The 20,886-nt window shown below is 71.4% G+C and carries 17 protein-coding genes and 1 pseudogene; 7 read left to right on the top strand and 11 right to left on the bottom strand.

Annotation, left to right across the window (positions count from 1 at the left end):
- Positions 1–13: 13 nt before the first annotated feature.
- The 4 genes from O2L52_RS03215 to def all read right to left on the bottom strand — a co-directional run bounded on the left by O2L52_RS03215 (position 14) and on the right by def (position 3,276).
- Positions 14–1,183 (bottom strand): NUDIX domain-containing protein, encoded by a 1,170-nt coding sequence (locus O2L52_RS03215; RefSeq protein ID WP_270113868.1) that lies wholly within the window; start codon positions 1,181–1,183, stop codon positions 14–16.
- 29 nt (positions 1,184–1,212) lie between these two features.
- Entirely contained in the window at positions 1,213–1,749 is a 537-nt protein-coding gene (locus tag O2L52_RS03210) for a tetratricopeptide repeat protein (RefSeq protein WP_270113867.1), read from the bottom strand.
- Positions 1,750–1,861: 112 nt separating this feature from the next.
- Positions 1,862–2,509: a class I SAM-dependent methyltransferase gene (locus tag O2L52_RS03205; RefSeq protein ID WP_270113866.1), complete on the bottom strand. Its 648-nt coding sequence runs from the start codon at positions 2,507–2,509 to the stop codon at positions 1,862–1,864.
- Positions 2,510–2,646: 137 nt separating this feature from the next.
- Entirely contained in the window at positions 2,647–3,276 is a 630-nt protein-coding gene (gene def / locus O2L52_RS03200; RefSeq protein ID WP_270113865.1) for a peptide deformylase, read from the bottom strand.
- A 319-nt stretch (positions 3,277–3,595) separates the two neighbouring features.
- Here def and O2L52_RS03195 point away from each other — a divergent pair, with 319 nt between their 5' ends.
- Positions 3,596–4,519 (top strand): DUF4349 domain-containing protein, encoded by a 924-nt coding sequence (locus O2L52_RS03195; RefSeq protein WP_270113864.1) that lies wholly within the window; start codon positions 3,596–3,598, stop codon positions 4,517–4,519.
- 43 nt (positions 4,520–4,562) lie between these two features.
- On the opposite strand, the gene O2L52_RS03190 is transcribed toward O2L52_RS03195, so the two are convergent.
- On the bottom strand, positions 4,563–7,136 hold the full coding sequence (locus O2L52_RS03190) for an Hsp70 family protein (RefSeq protein ID WP_270113863.1): 2,574 nt from the start codon (positions 7,134–7,136) through the stop codon (positions 4,563–4,565).
- A 98-nt stretch (positions 7,137–7,234) separates the two neighbouring features.
- Between O2L52_RS03190 and macS the strand changes: the two genes are divergently transcribed.
- The 5 genes from macS to O2L52_RS03165 all read left to right on the top strand — a co-directional run bounded on the left by macS (position 7,235) and on the right by O2L52_RS03165 (position 12,406).
- Positions 7,235–8,374, top strand: a complete 1,140-nt coding sequence (gene macS, locus O2L52_RS03185) for a MacS family sensor histidine kinase (protein ID WP_270113862.1) — start codon at positions 7,235–7,237, stop codon at positions 8,372–8,374.
- Positions 8,349–8,984 (top strand): response regulator, encoded by a 636-nt coding sequence (locus O2L52_RS03180; protein ID WP_270113861.1) that lies wholly within the window; start codon positions 8,349–8,351, stop codon positions 8,982–8,984. The genes macS and O2L52_RS03180 overlap by 26 nt, the downstream gene beginning before the upstream one ends.
- Positions 8,985–9,055: 71 nt before the next feature.
- The gene (locus O2L52_RS03175; protein ID WP_270113860.1) at positions 9,056–10,903 is read left to right on the top strand and encodes a 3-oxoacyl-[acyl-carrier-protein] synthase III C-terminal domain-containing protein; all 1,848 of its coding nucleotides are present in this window, start codon (positions 9,056–9,058) and stop codon (positions 10,901–10,903) included.
- 112 nt (positions 10,904–11,015) lie between these two features.
- Positions 11,016–11,876: a DUF6999 family protein gene (locus O2L52_RS03170; protein WP_373897064.1), complete on the top strand. Its 861-nt coding sequence runs from the start codon at positions 11,016–11,018 to the stop codon at positions 11,874–11,876.
- Between the two features lie 59 nt (positions 11,877–11,935).
- The gene (locus O2L52_RS03165) at positions 11,936–12,406 is read left to right on the top strand and encodes a hypothetical protein (protein WP_270113858.1); all 471 of its coding nucleotides are present in this window, start codon (positions 11,936–11,938) and stop codon (positions 12,404–12,406) included.
- Positions 12,407–12,517: 111 nt separating this feature from the next.
- Here O2L52_RS03165 and O2L52_RS03160 read toward each other — a convergent pair.
- The 6 genes and pseudogenes from O2L52_RS03160 to O2L52_RS03135 all read right to left on the bottom strand — a co-directional run.
- Positions 12,518–12,646: pseudogene (locus O2L52_RS03160) on the bottom strand (sodium/proton-translocating pyrophosphatase); the annotation flags it as partial.
- Between the two features lie 38 nt (positions 12,647–12,684).
- Entirely contained in the window at positions 12,685–13,686 is a 1,002-nt protein-coding gene (locus O2L52_RS03155; protein ID WP_270113856.1) for a LacI family DNA-binding transcriptional regulator, read from the bottom strand.
- A gap of 175 nt (positions 13,687–13,861) precedes the next feature.
- A complete protein-coding gene (locus O2L52_RS03150; RefSeq protein WP_270113855.1) occupies positions 13,862–14,998 on the bottom strand; it encodes a glycoside hydrolase family 53 protein in 1,137 nt (378 codons plus the stop codon).
- A 5-nt stretch (positions 14,999–15,003) separates the two neighbouring features.
- Positions 15,004–15,900 carry a sugar ABC transporter permease gene (locus tag O2L52_RS03145; protein WP_270113854.1) on the bottom strand — a complete coding sequence of 299 codons (897 nt, stop codon included), beginning with the start codon at positions 15,898–15,900 and terminating at the stop codon, positions 15,004–15,006.
- A gap of 2 nt (positions 15,901–15,902) precedes the next feature.
- On the bottom strand, positions 15,903–17,273 hold the full coding sequence (locus O2L52_RS03140; RefSeq protein WP_270113853.1) for a carbohydrate ABC transporter permease: 1,371 nt from the start codon (positions 17,271–17,273) through the stop codon (positions 15,903–15,905).
- Between the two features lie 13 nt (positions 17,274–17,286).
- Positions 17,287–18,636, bottom strand: a complete 1,350-nt coding sequence (locus O2L52_RS03135; protein ID WP_270113852.1) for an extracellular solute-binding protein — start codon at positions 18,634–18,636, stop codon at positions 17,287–17,289.
- Between the two features lie 275 nt (positions 18,637–18,911).
- Between O2L52_RS03135 and O2L52_RS03130 the strand changes: the two genes are divergently transcribed.
- Entirely contained in the window at positions 18,912–20,876 is a 1,965-nt protein-coding gene (locus O2L52_RS03130; RefSeq protein ID WP_270113851.1) for a beta-galactosidase, read from the top strand.
- The last annotated feature ends 10 nt before the right edge of the window (positions 20,877–20,886 follow it).

Raw genomic sequence — 20,886 nt, 5'->3', positions numbered from 1 at the left:
CCCCCGCCCGCGTCTACCGCTCCGTTCGGTTGCGCGCGAAGGCGACGGGAACGCGCAGTTCATGGCCTCTGAACAGGTCCGCGTCGGCCGCTTCCGCCTCGGTCATCCAGCGGTGGTCGGAGGCCTCCAGCGGAGCGAGGCGGATCGCCTGGCCCGGTCGGGTCTGAACGGCGGTGAAGCTCATGATCATCGGCATGCGGCTGTCCCCGAGGTCCGTGTCCCGCTTGTCGAACGCCCAGGACAGACCGGTCAGCGCGACCTCGAGCCCGGTCTCCTCGAAGGCCTCGCGGACCGCGGCCAGAGCGACCGGTTCGCCGACCTCGGCGCCCCCGCCGGGCACCGCCCACTGCCCGGTGTCGGTGCGCTTGATGACGAGGACGCGGCCCTCGTCGTCGAAGACCGCGGCATCCGCGCCCGTCGGAACGCCGTAGGCGGCGAGGTCCCCGCAGTCGATGCGCGGGTAGGCCAGGTCCGCTGCCACGGTGCGCTCGCAGTGCGCGGCGACCCGGTGGTGCCGTTCGACCGAGTACGGGCTCGTCGCCTCCGCAAGGGAGGTCTGCGCGGTCGCGGCGACGGCGTCGAGGATCGCCTTGGCCGCCGGGGAGACGCGCAGCGGGCCGCGCTCGCGCTCGACCGCGCTCGCGGCCGGGGCGAAGGTCGGCAGGTCGCCGTCGAGGTCCGGGTCGGCCGGCTCCAGCAGCTTCTCGGCCGCGTCGGCGTCGAGATCGGTCGTGAACTCGTAGACGAGCAGGTAGGTGTGGGGGCACGGCAGATCCGCGAGGTCGGTGTCGGCGATGGCCACCGGTTCGGCCGGGACGTCCGCACCGAGGGCCGCGGCGGTGGCCTCCAGCCGCTGCGCGAGCGTGTCGGCGCGGAAGCGCCGGCGGTGGACGAGGCGCGTGCCGTCGCCGCAGTCGATGCGGAACTCGGTGCCGGGGATCGGCGTCCGCAGGCCGCTGTCGTTCGCGAAGACCGCGCTGATCTCCTCGTACGAGCGGTGGTCGACCTCGGCCAGCAGAGCCGCGGCGTGCTCGCGCAGTGCCCGCAGCCGGGCCTCTTCGCCGAGGTCGCATCCCCAGTACAGGCCGTTCGCCGCTTCGGCCCGCAGCATGTCGGCGAGGCGGGCGAGGCCGATCGCCTCGGGCCGTGCGGCATCGGAGTCGGCGGTCGGGTTCGTCGTCATGGCGTTCCTCTGCTCGGCTTCACGGAGGGTCAGATCGTACGCTGGCCGACCGCTGCGCGGGCGGCGCTCAGCGCCTCCTGTGTCGCCGTGACGAGCGCCGGGTCGCCGATCCTTTGACGCATGGCCAGCACCTCGGTGAGGACCTCGACGGCGAGGTGCGGCCGGCGGGCGTCGATGAGGTGCTTGCCGTAGTGCTGCAGCGCGAAGTGGAGCGTGTTCGGGCTCTCGGCCCGCGCGATCTCGATGGCCTGCTCGTAGAGCGGCTCGGCGTCCCCGAGGTCGCCGGAGTAGCGGTGGGCGTCGCCGAGGTTGACGAGCGCCGCAACGCGCTGGCGCGGGACCGCGGCGCGGTCCACGGCGGCGGCGAGGACCCGCCGCGCCTCCGCGTACTCCCCCAGGGCGATGAGCCCGACGCCGGCCTGCCGCAGCTCCGGCTGGGAGAGGCGCTCTTCGCGGGCGAGCTCGTAGCGCACGAGCCGGCGCAACCGGTCCGGCTCGGTGGCGTACATGCGCCCGTCGTTGCCGGTCGCGATGAGTTCGGCGATCTGTTGCTGCTCAGCAGACAATGGCGTGTCCCCCGTTCCGCGCCTGGGGCCGCGAGGCGGCCTGAGGCGAGGATAGAGCGGGGCAGAGCGTTTGCCCAGCCCCAAAGCCCCGCACCAAACGTATCTCGCGGACTCAGCGCCGGCGCAGGATGAGGCCCTGGTACTGGTCGACGGCCGATTCGAGCGCGATGTGGTTCACCTCGACGAGCGCGAAGTGCCCGGCCGCGACCGCTTCGATGCGGTCTGCTGTGAAGAAGGAGAAGAACCGCTTCGGCTCGTACGAGTCGGTCTCCCAGACCCCTTCGAAGTCCTGCCCGCCGTACTGGCCCCAGTAGAACCACCCGCCGGGGGCCATGACGCGGCGCACTTCGCCGAGCACGCCGGGGAGTTCAGCCTTCGGCACGTGGAGGAGGCAGTTCATGCCGAACACGGCGTCGAAGGACCCGTCCTCGAACGCCAGGTCCGCGAAGTCCATCACCGCCGCGTCGAGGCCCTTGGCCCGGCAGTGCGCGACGAGCTCGGGCGAGAGGTCGACGCAGGTGACCTTGAAGCCCTCGTCGGCGAACCACCTGCCGCTGACCCCGTGCCCCGCACCGATCTCCAGCAGGCGCGACACCCCCGCTTCCCGCAGCTTCTCCGCGAACCGGTTGCGCTCCAACGCCTTCCAAGGGCGGTCGTCCATGACCGCGCGGGTGTCGGCCTCGGCGTCGTACGCCCGGCGCAGTTCCTGTTTCAGCTCTCGGTAGTCCACGGCGACGATGATGCCAGAGCCGTCCGACACGTAAGCCGTGGCGCGCCTCCCCTGTCGTCGGTGATCCGGGGTCGGGCGGCGGCGTTCGTGGCGCTGCCGTTCGCCAACGCGGCGTGCCTGCCGACGCCCGCCGCGGTCCGCTGGTTCCGGACGGCCCAGGGCCCGTTTTAGCGGAGGCCGGCTTCGGCCAGGGCGCGGTTGCGGGCCTTCTTCGGGAGGCGGTCGACGTAGACGGTGCCTTCGAGGTGGTCGTACTCGTGCTGGAGGCAGCGGGCGAGCGTGCCGGTGCCCTCGATGCGCACGGGCTTGCCCTCGGCGTCGAAGCCCTCCACCACGGCGGTGGTCGAACGGGGCGTGTCCTCGAACGCGCCGGGCACCGAGAGGCAGCCCTCGTCGTCGACCATGAGCTCACGCGGAGCCGGAGGCAGGTGCAGCACCGGGTTGACCACCGCGGCCACGGTCCGCTCGCCGTCGGCGTCCTCGCAGTCGAGCACGAAGACCCGCGCGTCGACGCCGATCTGGTTGGCCGCCAAGCCGACCCCGTTGGCCGCGTACATGCTCGCGAACATGTCCTCGATCAGCGCCGCCAGCGCGTCGTCGAACGCCTCGACCGGCTTGCAGGCGCGGTGGAGCACGGCCTCGCCGTAGCGGGTGATCGGGTGCGCCCGGCCATGGTCTCCAGGGGCACGGCCGCCGGGGGCGGGGGCTTCAGGGGCGGGGTCTCCGGCGGCAGGGCCGCCGGGTGCCGCGTCTTCGGAGGCGTGGCCGCCGGGGGCGTCGTGTTCGTGGTCGGTCATCGTGGTCTCCTTGTCCGCCAATCGGTCTCCCTCTTGGGCTCGACTCGCGGCATGGCAGTGGCATATCACATGTCACGCACCGCCGCTTTATTGCAAGTATATTGCAGCAGACTGCATCGCCCGCGCCGCTTCGGGGAGCCCGCTTCGCGCCCCGGCCGGGAACGCCTCGGGGCCTCCGAGCGTCACAAGTGCGCCGATGGCCGACGCTCCTCTATCGAGAGATTCCCGTGGTCGATTCGTGACGCGGAGGAACCACCATTGGATACACCGGGCGGCCCCGGCCGTCGTACCCCTTCCGAGATCCCTTGCGAGGCAAATGATGCGACCTCTCAGATACGCCGCCGTGCTCGCCGCGGCCCCACTGCTCCTCTTCGGCTGCTCCAACGCGGGCGACGGGGGCGGCTCCCAGGCCGCCGAAGGGGAGGCCGCCGACCTCGTCGAGGACGCGCCGGCCCCTGAAGCCTCCGCGAACCCGCAGGTCGACACCGGCGACCGCGCCGTCGTCTACGAGGCGGTGCTCGAAGTCGAGGACCCCGACGCCGAGGGCATCGCCGAAGCGGCGTGGGACCTCGCCGAGTCCTTCGGCGGGTTCGTGACCGCCGACGAGCGGGACCGCGCGACGGGTGAGGAGGCGTCCTACAGCAGCGCCCACCTGGTCCTGCGCGTGCCGTCCGAGCAGTTCACGGCGGCCATGGACGGGCTCTCCGCGCTCGCCGAGAGCGAGCGGTACCGGGCGGTGACCACTGAGGACGTCACCGAGGCCACGGTCGACCTCGACGCGCACATCGCGACCAAGACCGCCAGCGTCGAGCGCGTGCGCGGGCTCCTGGCCGAGGCGACCTCAGTGACCGCGATCCTCGAGCTCGAGGCCGAACTGGCCGAGCGCGAAGGCGAGCTGGCGTCCCTGGAGTCGCAACTGGAGGACCTGCAGGACCGGGTCGCGATGTCCACCATCGACTTCACGGTCGTCACCCCGTCGGCCGCGGAGGCGGCCGGGTATGCGGGACCGGACTCGTTCTGGGACGGGGTCGTCGTGGGCTTCAAGGGAGCGGTGAACCTGCTGGTCGGCGTCTCGGTGGTGGTCGGCATCCTGCTGCCGTTCCTGCCCGTCGCGGCGCTCGTGGCCGCCGCAGTCATCGTCCCGGTCCGGTGGACGCGCAAGCGCCGCAACGCCAGAGCGCTGCTCGTGGGCCCGATGGCGCCGGTCGCGCCCCCGATGCACGCCACGCCCCCGCGGCAGTAGCGGTCGCGCGGCGCGGGCCCGGCCGGGCCCGCGCCGCTGCGCCCTAAAGGCTCCAGACCTCGACCTGGCCCATGGCGGTGCCGGTGACGACGACCTGCTCGCCGTCGATCTCGGTCACCGCGGCGCCGGTGAGCGCCTCGTCCCCGGTGTGCGGGGCGAAGCTCTCCCCGAGCTGCGCGCCGGTCTCCAGGTCGAACAGGCTCAGGCCCTGGTCGCCGGAGGCGATGACCGCGGCCTTCCCGTCGATCTCGATCACGCCCAGGCCGGTCACGGTCTGGTACAGCTCCTGGGCGGGGGTGCCGAACGGTTCGGCGGCGGCGAGGTCCCAGGCCTGGATGGCCCCTTCACCGGTGACCGTGACGGCGAGGCTCTTCCCGGCGGCCTGGCCCACGGCCAGCGCCATGATCTCGTAGGAGAGCTGGTCGAACGTGCCGCCGACGGGCTCGCCGGAGGCGAGGTCGGTGACGATGACCCGGTTCTCGTAGTGGGAGACGGCGCGCAGGGTGCCATCCACTTCGATGAACGAGAGGCCGTAGCCGTAGTACGTGCTGATGTCGGTGATGGTGTTGCCGGTGAACAGCTGCTTGACCTCGTAGTCCGTGGCGTAGGCGGGGGTACCGTCCCAGAGGCCGTACCAGTAGACGGTGTCGTACTGGGATTCGCGGTCGGCGACGGACGTGGCGGGGTCGTCGAGGTACCAGGTGTCGTCGGTGGAGCCGTCGCTGGAGAAGACCGCGACGCGGCCGCCGGTCTCGGTGACGGTCCCGAGGCTCTGGATGGCGCCGGTGTGGCCGCGGTACTCGTCGATCAAGGTGCCGTCCGCGGGGTTCCAGATGCGGACCATGCCGTCTTCGCCGCCGGTGAGGACGACGTTCGCGCCGTCGAGCTGGGCGGTCTCGATCTGCGTGATCGCGCCGACGTGCTGCGAGGCCATGCGGGCAGTCAGGTCGCCCTGGACCGCGTCGGCGAGCGGCACGAGGCCGTCGTCGTCACCTGTGGAGGCCGAGCCGTCGGTGTCGTCCTCGGTGGCGCCGCCGTCCGCGGCTTCGCTGGCCTCGTCGCTCTGCGCCTGCTCGTTCGCCGTGGTCGGGTCGTCCTCTTTGTCCTTGGCGAGGTACGGCAGCGCCACGAGGGCGGCGGCCACGAGGACGATGGCGGCGGCCGCCGAGACCAGCACGGCGATGCCCTGCTTCGACTTGATCCACGGACCCTGCTGGGGCGCAACGGGACCGGTCGGGTACTGGCCGTGGGGCGGGCCCGCGGGCGGGCCAGAGGGCGGGCCGGTGGGCGCGGCCATGTGCGGCTGGGTGAGCGGGTGCGGCGGCATTCCCGGCACGGCATGCGGCGTGGGCTGCGAGGGCGACTGCATGGTCGGCGGCTGCATGCCCGGCTGCGAGACCATCGGCGGGGCCGAGGGGTGCGGGAGCCGCATCGTCTGGCCGGTCGGGGCGCTCACCGGGCTCGGCACCGGGGCCGGGGCGACCGGCGGGGCGGTCTGCGGCGGCAGGGCCGGGCTCGGCACCGAGATCGGGGTGTTCACGGTGTGCTGGGCGACGAGGCCGCCTTCGGAGACGGCCAGCTCGGGCTGCTCGATCGCGGACGGGGCGATGCCGAGCTCGCGGTGGAGCAGGGTGGCCACGAGCGGCATCCGGCTCGCGGCGCCGACGAGGAAGAGCGCGGCGACCTGCTCCTTCGCGAGCCCCGATTCGCGGATCACGCCCTGGGTGACGCGGATCGTGCGCTCGACCAGGGGCGTGCAGACCTGTTCCAGCTCTTCACGGGTGAGGTGGGCGTCCACGTCGAGCAGCGGGATCGTCAGCTCGGTCGAGGCGCTGCGGGAGAGCCGCTCCTTCGCCTGGCGCACCTCGTCCATGAAGGCGGTGCGGTGGCGCAGGTCGGCCGGCTCGGTCGGGTTCGTCAGGCGCGGCCAGCGCTCGTCGTCCGGCTGCACGCTCTTCGCGACGTGCTCGGCGAGGGCCTGGTCGAAGTCGAGGCCGCCGAGGTCGTCCGCGCCGTCGACCGAGAGCACGTCGAAGCCGGTGGTGGCGCGGCGCAGGACCGTGGCGTCGAACGTGCCGCCGCCCAGGTCGTAGACGACGACGCCGCTGCCGGGCGGCACGTTCGCGCCGATGGTCTCCACGAAGTAGGAGGCGGCCGCGACGGGTTCGGCGACGAGGTCCACAGTGCCGAGCCCGGCGGCGGTGGCGGCGTCCGCCACGACGTGGCGGCGGGTCGGCCCCCACGCGGCGGGGACGGTGACGGTGACCGGCCCGAGCGACCCGAGGGTCTGCTCGCATTCGCGTGCGACCCGGGAGAGGACCGCGGCGATGACACTGGTCACGGGGATCTCGGTCTCGCCGAGGAGGATCTGGGCGTCGTCGATGCGCCGCTTCGGGTTCGGCTCGTACCGTTCCGGTTTGCGGCGGCCCGAGTGGACGGCGTCCGCGCCGACGACCGGTCCGCCCTCGTCGTTCATGAACACCGCAGAGGGCAGCTGCGGGGAGCCGTCGAACAGCTGCTGGTGGACGCGGCCGTCCGCGCGGCGGATCGTGGCGACGGTGTGCGAGGTGCCGAAGTCGACGCTGATCGAGGCGGGTCGGGGGCTGGAGAAGGACATGCCGCAACTCTAGTGACCGCGGTCCACCGGCCGATGTGTAGGGAACTCCCGTCGCACTTGGACCCGTGTGCTCGGCGGGCGCCTGGGAGAATGCGCGGGTGGGTTTGCAGACGCAGTTGCGGCGGGCGATCGCGGTGTTCCGGTTCGCCGCCCTGGGCTATCCGGTGCTCTTGGGCGCCTTCGCGTTCGAAGCGTTGGTCCGGCCCGTGGCGGCGGCACTGCTGGTGCTCGTGCTCGCCGGGTGGACCGCGGTCGTGAGCTACCGGTACACCCGCAAGGGGTACGAGGAGCGGGCGGTCTACGCCGACCTCGCGGTGACGGCGCTGGCGGTCGCGGTGTCGGCGTGGGCGCTGGCGGTCTCGGACGGGCCGGTGCCGATCTCGTTGGGGCCGTGGCTCGCCGGGGTGGTGCTCGCGTGCGGCGCAGCGTGGGGGCGGCGCAGCGGGGCCGTGGCGGGCGGGGTGATCGCGGTCTTCGGGATGGTGTTCCGGGGCGGGATCGGCGAGAACACGGTGAACGAGGCGGCACTGCTGGTGCTGACGGGCTTCACCATCGGGCACCTGGTGCGGCTCGGGGTGGAGGCCGAGGAGCGGACGCGGCGGGCGACCGAGCGGACCGCGGCCGCGAAGGAGCGGGAGCGGCTGGCGCGGGACATCCACGACTCGGTGCTGCAAGTGCTGGCGCTGGTGCAGCGGCGCGGCAACGAGATCGGGGGCGAGGCGGCCGAGCTGGGGCGGCTCGCGGGGCGGCAGGAGGAGGCGCTGCGGGCGCTGATCTCCTCTGCGGCGTACCAGCATCCGCTCGACGGGCGGCCGGACCTGCGCGAGCTCGTGGGGCGGCACGCGGGCGGGTCGGTGACCGTGGCGGCCCCGGCGACGCCGGTGCGGCTGCCCGCGGCGACCGCGAGGGAGGTCGCGGCGGCCGTGGCGAGCGCGGTCGACAATGTGCGGGAGCACTGCCCGGAGGGGACGCGCGTGTGGCTGCTGGTCGAGGACGACGGCGAGGCGGTCACGGTGAGCGTCCGCGACGACGGCCCCGGGATCGCGCCGGGCCGGCTGGCCGCGGCCGCCGCCGAGGGGCGTCTCGGTGTGGCGCAGTCGATCGAGGGCCGGGTGCGGGAGCTCGGCGGGACCGTGACCGTGGTGTCCGGGCCCGGGTCGGGTACGGAGGTCGAGATGCGGGTGCCGCGTCCGCGAACGGAAGGGGACGCCGATGGCGACGCTCATCGTGGTCGATGACCACCCGATCTGGCGGGAGGCGATCGCCCGCGACCTGACGGCGGCCGGGCACCGCGTGCTCGCCGTGTGCGGTGAGGGCCGGGCGGCGCTGACTGCGATCCGGGAGCTGCGGCCGGACGTGGCGATCCTGGACCTGCAGCTGCCGGACCTCACGGGAGTGGGTGTGCTGCAAGGCCTCGGGGAGGACTGCCCGACGGCGGTGCTGATCCTCTCGGCGAGCGGCGAGTCCTCCGACGTGCTCGAGGCGATGAAGGCCGGGGCGCGCGGCTACCTCGTCAAGTCGGCGTCTGCGGCCGAGCTCGCGGACGCGGTCGAGCGGGTCGCGGCCGGGGATGCGGTGTTCACGCCGGGCCTGGCGGGCCTCGTGCTCGGCGAGTACCGGCGCCTGGCGAACGCGAACGAGGAGGAGCGGCCGAAGCTCTCCGAGCGCGAGACCGAGGTGCTGCGGCTCGTCGCGAAGGGCCTGAACTACCGCGAGATCGCCGAGCGGCTGGTGCTCTCGCAGCGCACGGTCCAGAACCACGTGCAGCACATCCTCACCAAGCTCCAACTGCACAACCGGTCCCAGCTCGTGCGGTACGCGATCGAGCAGGGCATCGACGGCGACTGAGTACTTTCGTCACCGAAATTTGAGTAGAAGGGCCGATGCGCGCAGGGCCTCCGGCGCTGTCCAATGGAGGGATGAACGCCTACATCACCGCCGCCGGCGCCTACCTCCCCGGTCCCCCGGTCGGCAATGACGAGATCGCGGCGCGCCTCGGCGGGGTCGACGAGCGCGGCGACCGCCTGCGCCGCCGCATCCTGGCGGCCAACGGGATCGCCAAGCGCCACTACGCGCTCGACGCGCAGGGCCGCACGACCGAGCTGAACGAGCAGCTCGCCGTGAACGCGCTCCACGCCGCTCTGGACGAGCGCGGACTGGGCGCGGCTGACCTCGACATGCTCGCCACCGCGACCACCCAGGGCGACCTGCTGGTGCCCGGGTTCGCGTCGATGGTGCACGGCCGCTTGGGAGGCGGGCCGATGCAGGTGCTCTCCGCCTCCGGCGTGTGCGCCTCCAGCCTCGCCGCGCTCGACGCGGCCGTGGCGAAGGTGCGGCTGGGCGACCGGCGGCGCGCGGCCGTGGTGGGCAGCGAGCTGTCGAGCCGGTGGCTGCGGGCCTCCAGGTTCAACGGGGGCGGTGACGCCGACGCGCACTTCCTGCGGTGGATGCTCTCGGACGGCGCCGGCGCGGTCCTGGTGGAGGCGCAGCCGCGCCCCGACCGGCCTTCGCTGCGCGTCGACTGGGTCCGCACGGTCTCGCTCGCGCACGCCAACCAGGTGTGCATGCGGGCCGGGATGGGCGAGGGCCCCTCCCCCACCGCGGGCCGCACCTGGCAGGACATGGGCAGCGCCGCCGCGGCCGAGCAGGCCGGGATGATGCTGCTGCGACAGGACACGAGCGCCCTCGGCGCCCTCGCGGAGGCCGGACTGCGCGAGTTCCAGGCCCTGGCCCGCGACGGTCTCATCGACCTCGGCAAACTCGACCACGTGCTGTGCCACTACTCGACGAACGCGTTCCGCGACATCGTCTTCGACCAGCTCGCCTCCGCGGGCGCGGAGATCGACACGGACCGGTGGTTCTCCAACCTCGAGACCCGCGGGAACACCGGAGCGGCCTCGATCTTCATCGCGTTGGAGGAGTGCTGGCGGACCGGGCGGTTCGAACCCGGCCAGACCGTGCTGCTCGCCGTGCCCGAATCGGGCCGGTTCACGTTCGGGTTCGCCCATCTGACCTGTGTGGACGCCAGCACTGAGGCGCCTGCGGCCGTTGCGGTCTCGCGGCCCGCCGTGCACGCGGCCCCGCCCGCGGTGCAGCGCGTCGCGCCGGAGTCCGGGAGCGTCCAGGACCGGCTGGCCGCCGTCTGGCAGGAGTTCGAGCAGCGGCTCGACCAGGTGCCGGTCATGCACCGCCTCGCGGAGGGCACCGCCACCATCGAGGACTACCGGCGGCTCCTGTTCAACCTGCGCCAGCAGGTCGCCGACGGCGCCCGCTGGATCTCCCGCGCCGCCTCCAACTTCTCCGTCGATTGCTTCGACCTCCGCAGCGCCGCCATCGGGCACGCCGCCGAGGAGCACCGCGACTTCATGATGATCGAACGCGACTACGCCGCCTGCGGCGGGTCCATCGAGGACATCCGCGCCGGCGAGAAGAACATCGGCTCCGAAGCCCTGTCCGCGTATATGTTCCACACCGCCAGCCAACCCGACCCGATCGGCCTCCTCGGCGCCATGTTCATCATCGAGGGCCTCGGCACCGGCAAGGCCTCCGCCTGGGCCGCCCGCTTCAAGGAGACCCTGGGCCTGCGCGACGACCAGGTCAGCTTCCTCGCCTACCACGGCGAAGCCGACGACGACCACTTCGCGAAGCTCCAGGCCATCCTCGCCTCGCCGCGCATCGACGCCGCGGCCGCCGACGCCGTCGTCAAGACCGCCAGGATCGTCGCCCGCCTCTACGCCCTCCAACTGGAAGAGCTCGACAATGTCTGAAGCGGCGCCGTCTGCAGGTGCGCGGCCTGAAGGTGCGTGGTCCGAAGATGCACGGCCTGAAGAGGCACGGTCTGAAGAGGCGCCGCCCGGCGGGCCGCTCAGTGACCCTCCACTGTGGGACGCCATGGTCGCGGACCCCGCGATGCCCCTCGAACCCGGCGTCGCCCGAATGGTCACCGACGACCAGCAGCAGTGGACCCGCACCTGGATCTACCCTGTGCTGCGGCCGGTCTCGCGGGTACTGGCTCTCGTCATCGTCGCCCTCAAGCGCCTCACGCCGGTGCGCTGGACCGCGCACCGGCTCATGGACCGGCTCTGCCTGTGGTTCCTGCGCCGCTTCGTCTCCCCGCTCGCGGTCGAACTCCTCATCCGCCACTTCGTGATCGAGACGAACCTCCTCAACTTCATCGTCCGCAACACCGACACCGGGATCGAGCCGGTGTCGCTCCGGCCGGTGAACCTCGCCGGACTCGGCGACCGCGCCGTCATCGAGCACGACATCAACGTCTACGAAGTGCTCATCGCCCTCGACGGCAACCGGATCGGGCGCCCGCAGACGATCGACTTCAGCGGCCTCGACATGCCCGAGCTCGACCCCGAGCCGTACCGGTTCCGCCTCATGCGCCTGGACATCCAGACCGCCCTGTGCCTCATGAACCTGCCGTTCGCCGCCTGCCTCACCCCCGACGAGTACCGCCGGGCCGTGCACTCCATGCGGTTCGACGACTCGATCCTCGCCATCCTGAGCGAGATCACCGGCGACCCGACGTTCCTGCGCTGGTGCAGCGGCGACCTCGCCATCCGCGCCGACTCCAACACCGACGTCCCGCACGCCGTATACCGCCACGCCGTGGTCTGCGAGTACGCCCACGCCCAGTTGGTGCGGATCGCCGCACGGGGCGGACCGCTGACGGTCTGTCCGGTTCCCGACATTGACGTCCCTTTCATGTCAAGAACCCGTCAAGAACGTTGACGATGCCGCCCGGCGGTGGTGCGCTTGAGTCATCAGCGGTTCTCTACCGGAGGTGGAAGATGGAGCGCACTCCCTCGACCCCGTTCTCCCGCATCGGCGGCCTGGCGGCCCTCGGCGGCTCGGTGCTCATGGTCGGCTCGATGTTCATGCCCTGGGTCGACACCGCCGGAGGCGGCTCGCTCGACTACTGGCACCTCTCCGGCGTCGAAGGCGTGCAGCCCGACACCCGGACCTACGTCATGTCCCTCGGGCTCATGCTGCTCCTCGTCGTGTGGTGCGCCCTGTACTTCACGCTGCACACCCACGAGACCCGCACCGTCTGGGCCTTCGGCGGCCTCGCGGGCGCCATGATCCTGTACGGCAGCGACCTGCGCATCAGCGAGGACCTCCCGGCCGGCTCGCTCGCCGCGGGCGAGGCCGCGGCCGCGCTCGGGCTGCTCCTGCTCCTGGCCGGATCCGTGATGGCGCTGGCCGCGAACATCCCCGAGCCCGCGCCGGTCCGGCAGCGGGCGGGGAAGGCGTCGCTCTGAACGCAAGCGCGGTAAATACATCACACGCCACATGTCACGCATTGCAAAGGCGGGGCTCCCGGACCACCGGGCGCCCCGCCTTTATCGCTGCGGCCGATCACACGCCTGTCCGTCGCGGGCGGCGGCGGCCACGCGCACGTTCGCGCGGGCGGCCATGTTCATGCCGGCTCGCCCGATGAACGAGCTGAATAGCGCACCGACGATGAAGAAGAACACGCTCCGTCCGACGCGGACGTCCGTGCCTCGGTTCAAGCACTGTCGGAGGAAGCGCTGTCGGATCAGGCGCTGTCGCGGATGATGAGCTTCGTCGGCAGGATGACCGGCTCGACTTCCTCGTCTTCGAGCAGGGCGAGGAGCAGCCGGACGGTCTCCTCGGCGACCTTCGCCAGCGGCTGGCGGACCGTGGTGAGGGCCGGGCGGGTCGCCGAGGCGATCGCCGAGTCGTCGAAGCCGCCGACGGCCACGTCTTCGGGGACCCGGCGGCCGGCCGCGTGCAGCGCCTGCAGCGCACCGGCGGCCATGAGGTCGGAGGCGACGAACACCGCGTCGAGGTCAGGCACGTTCTCCAGCAGCCGGTGCATCGCGGCCTCGCCGCCGGCCTGCGTGTAGTCGCTGTGCACGACCATCTGCTTCCCGGCCTTGCGGCCGAGCACGCTCGTGAACCCCTCCAGGCGGAGCGAGCCGCCCGGTGTGTCGAGCGGGCCGGTGATCATCCCGATCTTCCGGCGGCCCTGCTCGACCAGGTACTCGGCCATGGCGCGCGCGCCGCCGCGCTCGTCGGCGGCGGCGTACGGGATCACCGACTCGCGCCCGAGCACCGCGCCGAGGGCGACCGCGGGCACGCCCGCGCGCTCGATCTCGTCGAGCAGCGGGTCGCCCGCGTGGGTCGAGATGAGCAGCGCGCCGTCGGCGTGGCCGCCGCGCAGGTACCGCGCCACCCGGTCGCGGCCGCCGTCGTCGCCCGCGATCATGAGCACCAGCGACATGTCCCGGTCGGCGAGCTGGTTCGTGGCCACGCGCATGAGCACTGAGAAGTTCGGGTCCTCGAACAGCCGCTCCTGGGGCTCCGAGAGCACCATGACGATCGAACCCGTCCGGCTCGTCTTCAGGCTCCGGGCGGCCCGGTTCACGACGTACCCGGTCTCGGCGACCGCGCGGCGCACCGCCGCCTCGGCCGACAGCGAGACGTTCGCCTTGCCGTTGAGGACGCGGGAGACCGTGCCGCGCGAGACGCCCGAGGCCTCGGCCACGTCGTGGATCGTCGGTCGTTTCCGTGTCAAGATGCTCAGCTCTCCCCTGTGTCTCACTCGATTATCACTCGCCCTGGAGCAGCGGTCCGGACCGAGGCCCGCTCCGAAGCTCCGGTCGAGCGGTGCGCGGGGAGGCCGCCCAAGGGGACGGCGGCCTCTCCGCCGATGCCGGACGAAGCGTCCGAACGGCTGCGCCGCAACGGCTTCACCCGCCGCCGAGCGCCCGCAGCGACGCCAGCGCGTTGCCGTCGAAGTCGAACAGCGCTTGGTTGGCCCACGAGCTGCCGGTCTCGTCGACCACGTCGTCGCCGTATTCCATACCGGCCCGCGAGGCCCAGGTGGTGCCGTCGACCGGGAGCCACGCGGGCTCCCAGTAGACGATGCCGAGGCCGCGCCCGCCGGGCACGGCATCCACAGTGGCGTAGAGATCGCGCAGGAACGCGGTCTGCCCCTCGGGCGAGGCCGGGTAGCCGCCGGCCTCGGCGAGTTCGGGCTTGAACACCTGGTGGTGCCCGGCCGGGGACTCACCGGTCCAGGCGTACGCGGTCTCGACGACCACGAGGTCCTTGCCGTAGCGGCCGGCGAGGTCGTTCAGGTTGGCGCCCAGGTCCTGCAGGGTCCCGTGCCAGTACGGGTAGTAGGACAGGCCGATGACGTCGAAGTCGAGGCCGCGTGCGGTGGCCTGGTCGAACCAGCCGCGGTAGAGCTCGTTCGCGCCGCCGAAGTCGAGGTGGATCATCACCTGCGCGCCGGCGCCGTTCGCAAGACCCGCCTCGCGGACGGCGGCGGTCCCGGCGGCGAGGAGTCCGGTGAGCCGGTCGAACGCGGCCGGGTCCTCTCCGTCGAAGCGGCGTTCGGCGTCGATGAACCGGGGGGTCCGGCCTTCGGGCCAGAGCATCCCGTTGGTGATCTCGTTGCCGACCTGGACCATGTCGGGCGGGGCCCCGGCCGCTTCCAGTGCGGCGAGGACGTCCGAGGTCCAGTCGTGCACACGCGCTTCGAGTGCGGCCCCTTGGAGGTCGCGCCAGGCCTTCGGCGTGGACTGCTTCTTCGGGTCGGTCCAGAAGTCCGAGTAGTGCAGGTCGAGCAGGACCGCGTGGCCCGCCGCCTTGGCGCGGCGGGCCAGCGCGACCGTCGTCGCGAGGTCGTTCGTGCCGCCCAGGTACGGGGCGCCGGTCTCGTCGCGCGGGTCCACCCACAGGCGCAGGCGGATCCAGTTGACGCCTTGGGCCGCGAGGAGCTCGAAGAGGTCGTGCGGTGTGCCGTCGGCGCGGAAGACCGCGCCGAGCTGCTCGATCTCGGCGGTCATCGAGACGTCGGCGCCCCTGATGGGAGTCGGCATGGGACCTAGCCCTTCTCGGCGCCGGCGCTCGCGCCGGTCACCAGGTAGCGCTGGAGGACGATGTAGAGGATCGTGATCGGCAGGGCGAGTACGACGGCGCCGGCGGCGAACGTGGTGTACGAGTTGGCGTACTCGGAGCTGATCATGTTGAACAGGCCGAGGGCGACGGTCTGCTTGTCCGCGCTCTGCAGCACGAGCCGGGGCAGGATGAAGTCCATCCACGGCAGCGTGAACTGCGTGATCGCCACGAAGGTGAGCATCGGGCGCATGAGCGGCAGGATGATCTTCACGAAGATCGTGAGCCGCCCGGCCCCGTCGATCGCGGCGGCCTCGTCGAGGCTCGCGGGCAGGTTGTCCGTGTAGCCCTTCATGAGCCAGATGTTGTACGGCAGAGCGCCGGCGATGCTCACGAGTGCGAGGCCGGTGAGCGAGTCGAGCAGGCCGAAGTTCAGGAAGAGCATGTACACGGCGATGGCGGCCAGGAAGGCCGGGAACATCTGCAGGATGAGGATGCTCAGGAGCCCCGCTTTGCGGCCCTTGAACTTGACGCGCGAGAACACGAATCCGCAGACGGCCGCGAGCACGACGGAGCCGGCCATGTTGAGGACGGCGACGTAGAGCGAGTTGAGGTACCAGCGGCCGTACGCGGTCTCGGTGAAGAGGTTCACGTAGTGGTCGACGGTCGCCTCGGACGGGAACGGCGAGACCTCGCCGAGGCCGTCGCCGGGGCTGAGGGAGGCGCCGACGACCCACAGGAGCGGGAAGATCACGACGGCGGCGACGAGGACGAGCTCGAGGTGGATGAGGACTGTGGAGAGGCCTTCGCCGCGGGGGCGCCTGCGGCGGCGCGGGGGTGTGGCGGTCCCGCTCGGGGCGGGGCGCTCGATGGTCTTGGCGGTCATGGTCAGAGCTCCCGAATCGCCTTGGAGCGGTTGAGGTTCCACACGGAGATCGTGCCGACGATGAGGAAGATGAAGAGGCTCATCACGGCGCCGATGTTGTAGAGCTGGGTCTCGAAGGTGAGCTTGAACAGCCAGGTGACGAGCAGGTCGGTGCTGCCCGCGAACCGGTAGTCGGCGTTGTCGGGGCCGCCTTCGGTGAGGAAGTAGACCACGCCGAAGTTGTTGAAGCTGGACACGAACGAGAGGATGAGCAGCGGCGCGACGGTCTTGTGGACCACCGGCAGGGTGATGTGGCGCAGCTGCTGGAGGGCGCTGGCGCCGTCCATGCGGGCGGCCTCGTAGTAGCTGGCGTCGATGTTGGTGAGCACGCCGCCGACGAGGGCCATGAAGAACGGGAAGGTGAGCCACAGGTTGATGAGGAGCACCACGGCGCGGGCGAGGTTGGGGTTCGAGGCGTCGGTGAACCAGTAGATGCGGTCGTCGGTGAGGCCGACGTCGACGAGCCACTGGCTGACGGGTCCGAACTGGCCGTTGAACATGGAGCGGAAGACCAGGGCGGAGACGATCGCGGGGACCGCCCAGGGCAGCAGGAAGATCGAGCGCCACACGCGCGGGGCCTTGACCTTCTTGTTGGCCAGGAGCACGGCTTGGAAGAAGCCGAGCGCGTAGGAGGCGACGGTGGTGACGAGCGCGAACACGAAGGTCCAGGCGAGGACGCCGAGGAACGTGTCGGTCCAGGCCGAGCCGGAGAGGATCGCGCCGAAGTTGTCGAAGCCGACCCATTCGACGAGGTTCTTGGGGGGCAGGTGGTCGCGGTTGTAGTTGGTGAAGGCGACGAGGATGACGAACAGGACCGGCAGGACGGACATGAACACGACGAGCACGAGGCCCGGCGAGAGCATGATGTACGCGAACGCGCTGTCCCACAGGCGCCGGTAGTAGGCCGCGGAGGACTCGCGGGGGCCGCCGGTGTTGAGGGTGGCGCGGTAGGCGGCGGCGTCGCGGACGCCCCAGATCCAGATGACGGCCAGGAGGGCGAGGACGAGCAGCGCGATGAGGCCGCTGGCCAGGAGGGTGATGGAGTTGTCGCCTTCGGAGAGCCCGGTGAGGGTCATCTGCCGGGACTGGGTGCCGAGGGTGAACAGGCCCCACAGGCCCTTGACGAAGAACCCGCCGTTGCCGCGCGCGGTGAAGTCCATTCCGGCGTAGTAGTTGCCGGAGGCGATCTCCCAGCCGACCAGGCCTGCGAAGAACGCGAAGTAGAAGGCGGCCTTGCCCGCCTGGCGGTTGAGGAGCTGGCCGGCCCCCCACACCAGCGCCGAGGCGAGGCCTGGCACCAGTGCGGGGAGCCTGCTGCTTGGAGCGTTGCTCATCGGTTGCGTTGCCCTACAGTCCGTGCAGCTCGTTGTAGGTGTCGACGGCCTTGGTCTGGGCGTCGGCGGCGGAGCTCAGGGAGTCCCAGACGTCGACGGCGAGGGTGTTGCCGACCTCCCAGAAGTACTCGGGGACCTGCGGGATGAGGTCGGCCTGGGCGGACTGCTCGACGATGCCGGCGACGTGCGGGTCGTCGGCGAGGCCTTCGATGCCCGCGAGGAGGTCGGCGTTGAGGGCCGGGATCTGGCCCGTGGCGGCGTAGAGGGCGGCGGCGCCGGCGTCGGAGGCCAGGAACGCGGCGAAGACGCGGGCGGCGGCGGGGTACTTGGTGTAGCCGGAGACGACGGCGGTGTGCATGCCGGCGAAGGAGCTGGCGGGTTCGCCGCCGGCGACGCTCGGGAGCACGGTGACGCCGTACTCGAAGCCGTTGGCCTCGGCGCCGGCGTCGGAGTCGGCGAAGGCCCAGGGGCCGTTGATCGCGTAAGGGGTGTTGCCGGCGGCGAACTCCTGGCGGATGTTCTCCTCGGTGGCGTCGGCGGCGGGGACGTCGAAGACCTCGCGCAGGCCCGCGTAGTAGTCGAGGGCCGCGATGAGCTTCGGGTCGTCGAAGTTCGGCTTGGCCGGGTCGAGGTCGGGGTAGAGCTGCCAGCCGACCGCGGAGAGGATCGAGTAGGCGTGGTAGACCTCGCCGGGGGTGAACTGGACGGTCCACTGGTTCTTGGAGGGGTCGTTGTACTCGGCGGCGAGGGCCTTGATGTCCTCCCAGGTGGCGGCCGGGGCGTCGGAGCCGGTGAGCTCCTTGAGGAGGGTCTTGTTGTAGAACAGCGCGATCGACTCGGTGGTGACCGGGACGGCGTGCATGGTGCCGTCGTCGCCGCCGGAGACGACGCCGGTGAAGGTCTCGCTCATGCGGCCCTTGAGCACGGTCTCGTACTCGCCGAGGGGGGCGGCCACGCCCTGGTCGATGGCGCGGGAGAGCTGGTCGTAGAAGGACATGTAGACGTCGGCGCCCTGCCCGGCCTCGCCGGCGGTGGTCATCTTCTCGACGGCGTCGTTCTGGGGCACGAGCTCGTACTCGACCTTCACGCCCTTGAACTGCTCGGTGAAGGCGGCGATGATCGCCTCGGCCACGTAGTCCTGCTCGAACCAGACCTTGAGGGCGGCCTTGCCGGAGGCGACGTCCTCCTCCATCACGTACTGCAGGGCGTCGGCGTCCCACTCGAGGCCGCCGCTCTGGGCGTTCTCGTCTTCCTCGGGCCCGCCGCAGGCGGCGAGGGTCCCGGCCGCGGCGACGCCGCCGCCGAGTGCGAGGAGGTTGCGGCGGTTGAGGGAGGGTCCCGCGTGAGCACCTTTGCTGCGCATGTCAAGTCCTTGTCTCGGTGAGTGGTGGCCTGGTCGGCGCTGGGCGTATGAATCGCGCCACCGGGCTGTGAACGTTTACACGAATCTAGCGACTCGCATCGCAGTTAGCAACCAAGTTTTGCGCCTAATGTCCGCTTTTAGAACAAAGATTCTTCATGAAACGATCACAATTTTGAAACGACGCTCGACAGAACCTCAGGTTGCGCGATCTCTGGGCGTCGAGTACTGTGCACGTTCACAGGCATTGATGCAAGGAACCTCACAGGAGACACGCGGTGCAGACCATTCGCTACGGAGGCGACTACAACCCCGAACAGTGGCCCGAGGAGGTCTGGCACGAGGACGTCCGCCTCATGCGCGAGGCGGGGGTGAACCTCGTCAGCCTCGGGATCTTCAACTGGGGGATCATCGAGCCCGCCCCGGGCGAGTACGACTGGACCGGCCTCGACAAGGTCATCGGCCTCCTGCACGACGGCGGCATCGGCGTCGACCTGGGCACCCCCACGTCCGCCCCGCCCTCGTGGCTGCGCCGCGCGCACCCCGAGATCCGCCTCGTCGACTCCGAGGGCCGCGCCATGGCCTCCGGCTCCCGCCACGGCGTGTGCCCCTCGCACCCGGTCTACACCGACGCGTGCGAGTCCATCGTGGAGCAGCTCGCGGCCCGCTACGGCGAGCACCCCGCCGTCCAGATGTGGCACCTGCACAACGAGTACGGCTGGGCCAACGTCCAGTGCTACTGCGACGAGTCCGCCGCGCACTTCCGCCGCTGGCTCGCCGCCAAGTACGGCGACGTGGACACCCTCAACGAGGCCTGGGGCACCGCCTTCTGGGGCCTCACGTACCGGGAGTTCGACCAGGTCGAGGCCCCCGCGATCGCCCCGCCCGGCGTCAACCCCGCCCTGCAGCTCGACTGGATGCGCTTCTCCAACGACGCGCACCTCGCCAACTACCGGCTCCAGCGCCACGTCATCGCCCGCCACTCCCCGGCCCCCGCGACCACGAACTTCATGGTGCCCAACTGCAAGGACATGGACTACTTCCGCTGGGCCGAGCACGTGGACGTCGTCTCCAACAACCACTACCTCATCGCCGAGCGCGAGGAGCACGAGATCGAGCTCGCCATGAGCGCCGACCTCACCCGCGCCGTCGCCGGCGGGCCGTGGATGGTCATGGAGCACTCCACCTCCGCCGTGAACTGGCAGCCGCGCAACATCGCCAAGACCCCCGGCGAGATGCGCCGCAACTCCCTCGCCCACGTCGCCCGCGGCGCCGACGGCCTCATGTTCTTCCAGTGGCGGGCCTCCCGCGCCGGCTCCGAGAAGTTCCACTCCGCGATGCTCCCCCACGGCGGCACCGACACCCAGGTGTGGCGCGACGTCGTGCAGCTGGGCAACGACCTCGAGAAGCTCTCCACTGTGGTCGGATCCGAGGTGCACGCCGAGGTCGCGGTCCTGTGGGACTGGGAGTCCTGGTGGGCCCTCGAACTCGAATGGCGCCCTTCGGTGGAGCTCGAGTACCGCGAGCGCGTCGAGGCGTACTACGGGTCGCTGTGGAAGCAGCACGTCACCGTCGACTTCGCCCACCCCGAGTCCGACCTCGGCCGCTACAAGGCCGTCATCGCGCCGTCCTCCTACCTGCTCACCGCCTCCGCCGCCAAGAACCTCCGCGGGTACGTCGAGGACGGCGGCCACCTGCTCGTCTCCTACTTCTCCGGGGTCGTCGACGAGCACGACACCGTGCACCCCGGCGCGCACGCCTCAGTGCTGCGGGAGACGCTCGGCCTGTGGGTCGAGGAGTACCACCCCCTGCACGAGGGCGCCCGGCTCGCCCTCACCTCGGGCGCGAGCGGGCGCATCTGGTCCGAGCACGTGCGCCTCGACGGCGCCGAGGCCGTGGCGGCGTTCGGGGAAGGCCCCGACGCGGGCCGCCCCGCCGTGACGCGGCACCGCGTCGGCTCCGGCACCGCCTGGTACGCGGCGACCGCGCTCGACGACGCCACCGGCCTGCGCGAGCTCCTCGCCCAAGTGCTCGACGGCGCGGGCGTCCAACGGCCGCAAGGCCTTCCCGACGGGCTCGAAGCGGTCCGCCGCGGCCCCCTCAGTTTCCTGATCAACCACACCGGTCAGGACCAGCACGTCCCGGACCTCCGGGGCACCGACGCCCTCACCGGCGCCGACTACGCAGACGGCGTCCCGGTTCCCGCCGGAGCGGTCGTCGTCCTCGCGCACGCGGGGAGCTGAACCCTCCGCG

The sequence above is a fragment of the Glycomyces algeriensis genome, from assembly GCF_027622855.1.
GTDB classification, from domain to species: domain Bacteria; phylum Actinomycetota; class Actinomycetes; order Mycobacteriales; family Micromonosporaceae; genus Glycomyces; species Glycomyces algeriensis.
Note: the sequence above shows the minus strand (reverse complement) of the source record. Positions and strands in the feature narration are given on the sequence as shown.

Bases quoted from the DNA above. Each gene is read 5' to 3' on its own strand.
- O2L52_RS03215 (WP_270113868.1), bottom strand. From the start codon at position 1,183: ATGACGACGAACCCGACCGCCGACTCCGATGCCGCACGGCCCGAGGCG.
- def (WP_270113865.1), bottom strand. From the start codon at position 3,276: ATGACCGACCACGAACACGACGCCCCCGGCGGCCACGCCTCCGAAGAC.
- O2L52_RS03195 (WP_270113864.1), top strand. From the start codon at position 3,596: ATGCGACCTCTCAGATACGCCGCCGTGCTCGCCGCGGCCCCACTGCTC.
- O2L52_RS03190 (WP_270113863.1), bottom strand. From the start codon at position 7,136: ATGTCCTTCTCCAGCCCCCGACCCGCCTCGATCAGCGTCGACTTCGGC.
- O2L52_RS03180 (WP_270113861.1), top strand. From the start codon at position 8,349: ATGGCGACGCTCATCGTGGTCGATGACCACCCGATCTGGCGGGAGGCG.
- O2L52_RS03175 (WP_270113860.1), top strand. From the start codon at position 9,056: ATGAACGCCTACATCACCGCCGCCGGCGCCTACCTCCCCGGTCCCCCG.
- O2L52_RS03165 (WP_270113858.1), top strand. From the start codon at position 11,936: ATGGAGCGCACTCCCTCGACCCCGTTCTCCCGCATCGGCGGCCTGGCG.
- O2L52_RS03150 (WP_270113855.1), bottom strand. From the start codon at position 14,998: ATGCCGACTCCCATCAGGGGCGCCGACGTCTCGATGACCGCCGAGATC.
- O2L52_RS03145 (WP_270113854.1), bottom strand. From the start codon at position 15,900: ATGACCGCCAAGACCATCGAGCGCCCCGCCCCGAGCGGGACCGCCACA.
- O2L52_RS03140 (WP_270113853.1), bottom strand. From the start codon at position 17,273: ATGAGCAACGCTCCAAGCAGCAGGCTCCCCGCACTGGTGCCAGGCCTC.
- O2L52_RS03135 (WP_270113852.1), bottom strand. From the start codon at position 18,636: ATGCGCAGCAAAGGTGCTCACGCGGGACCCTCCCTCAACCGCCGCAAC.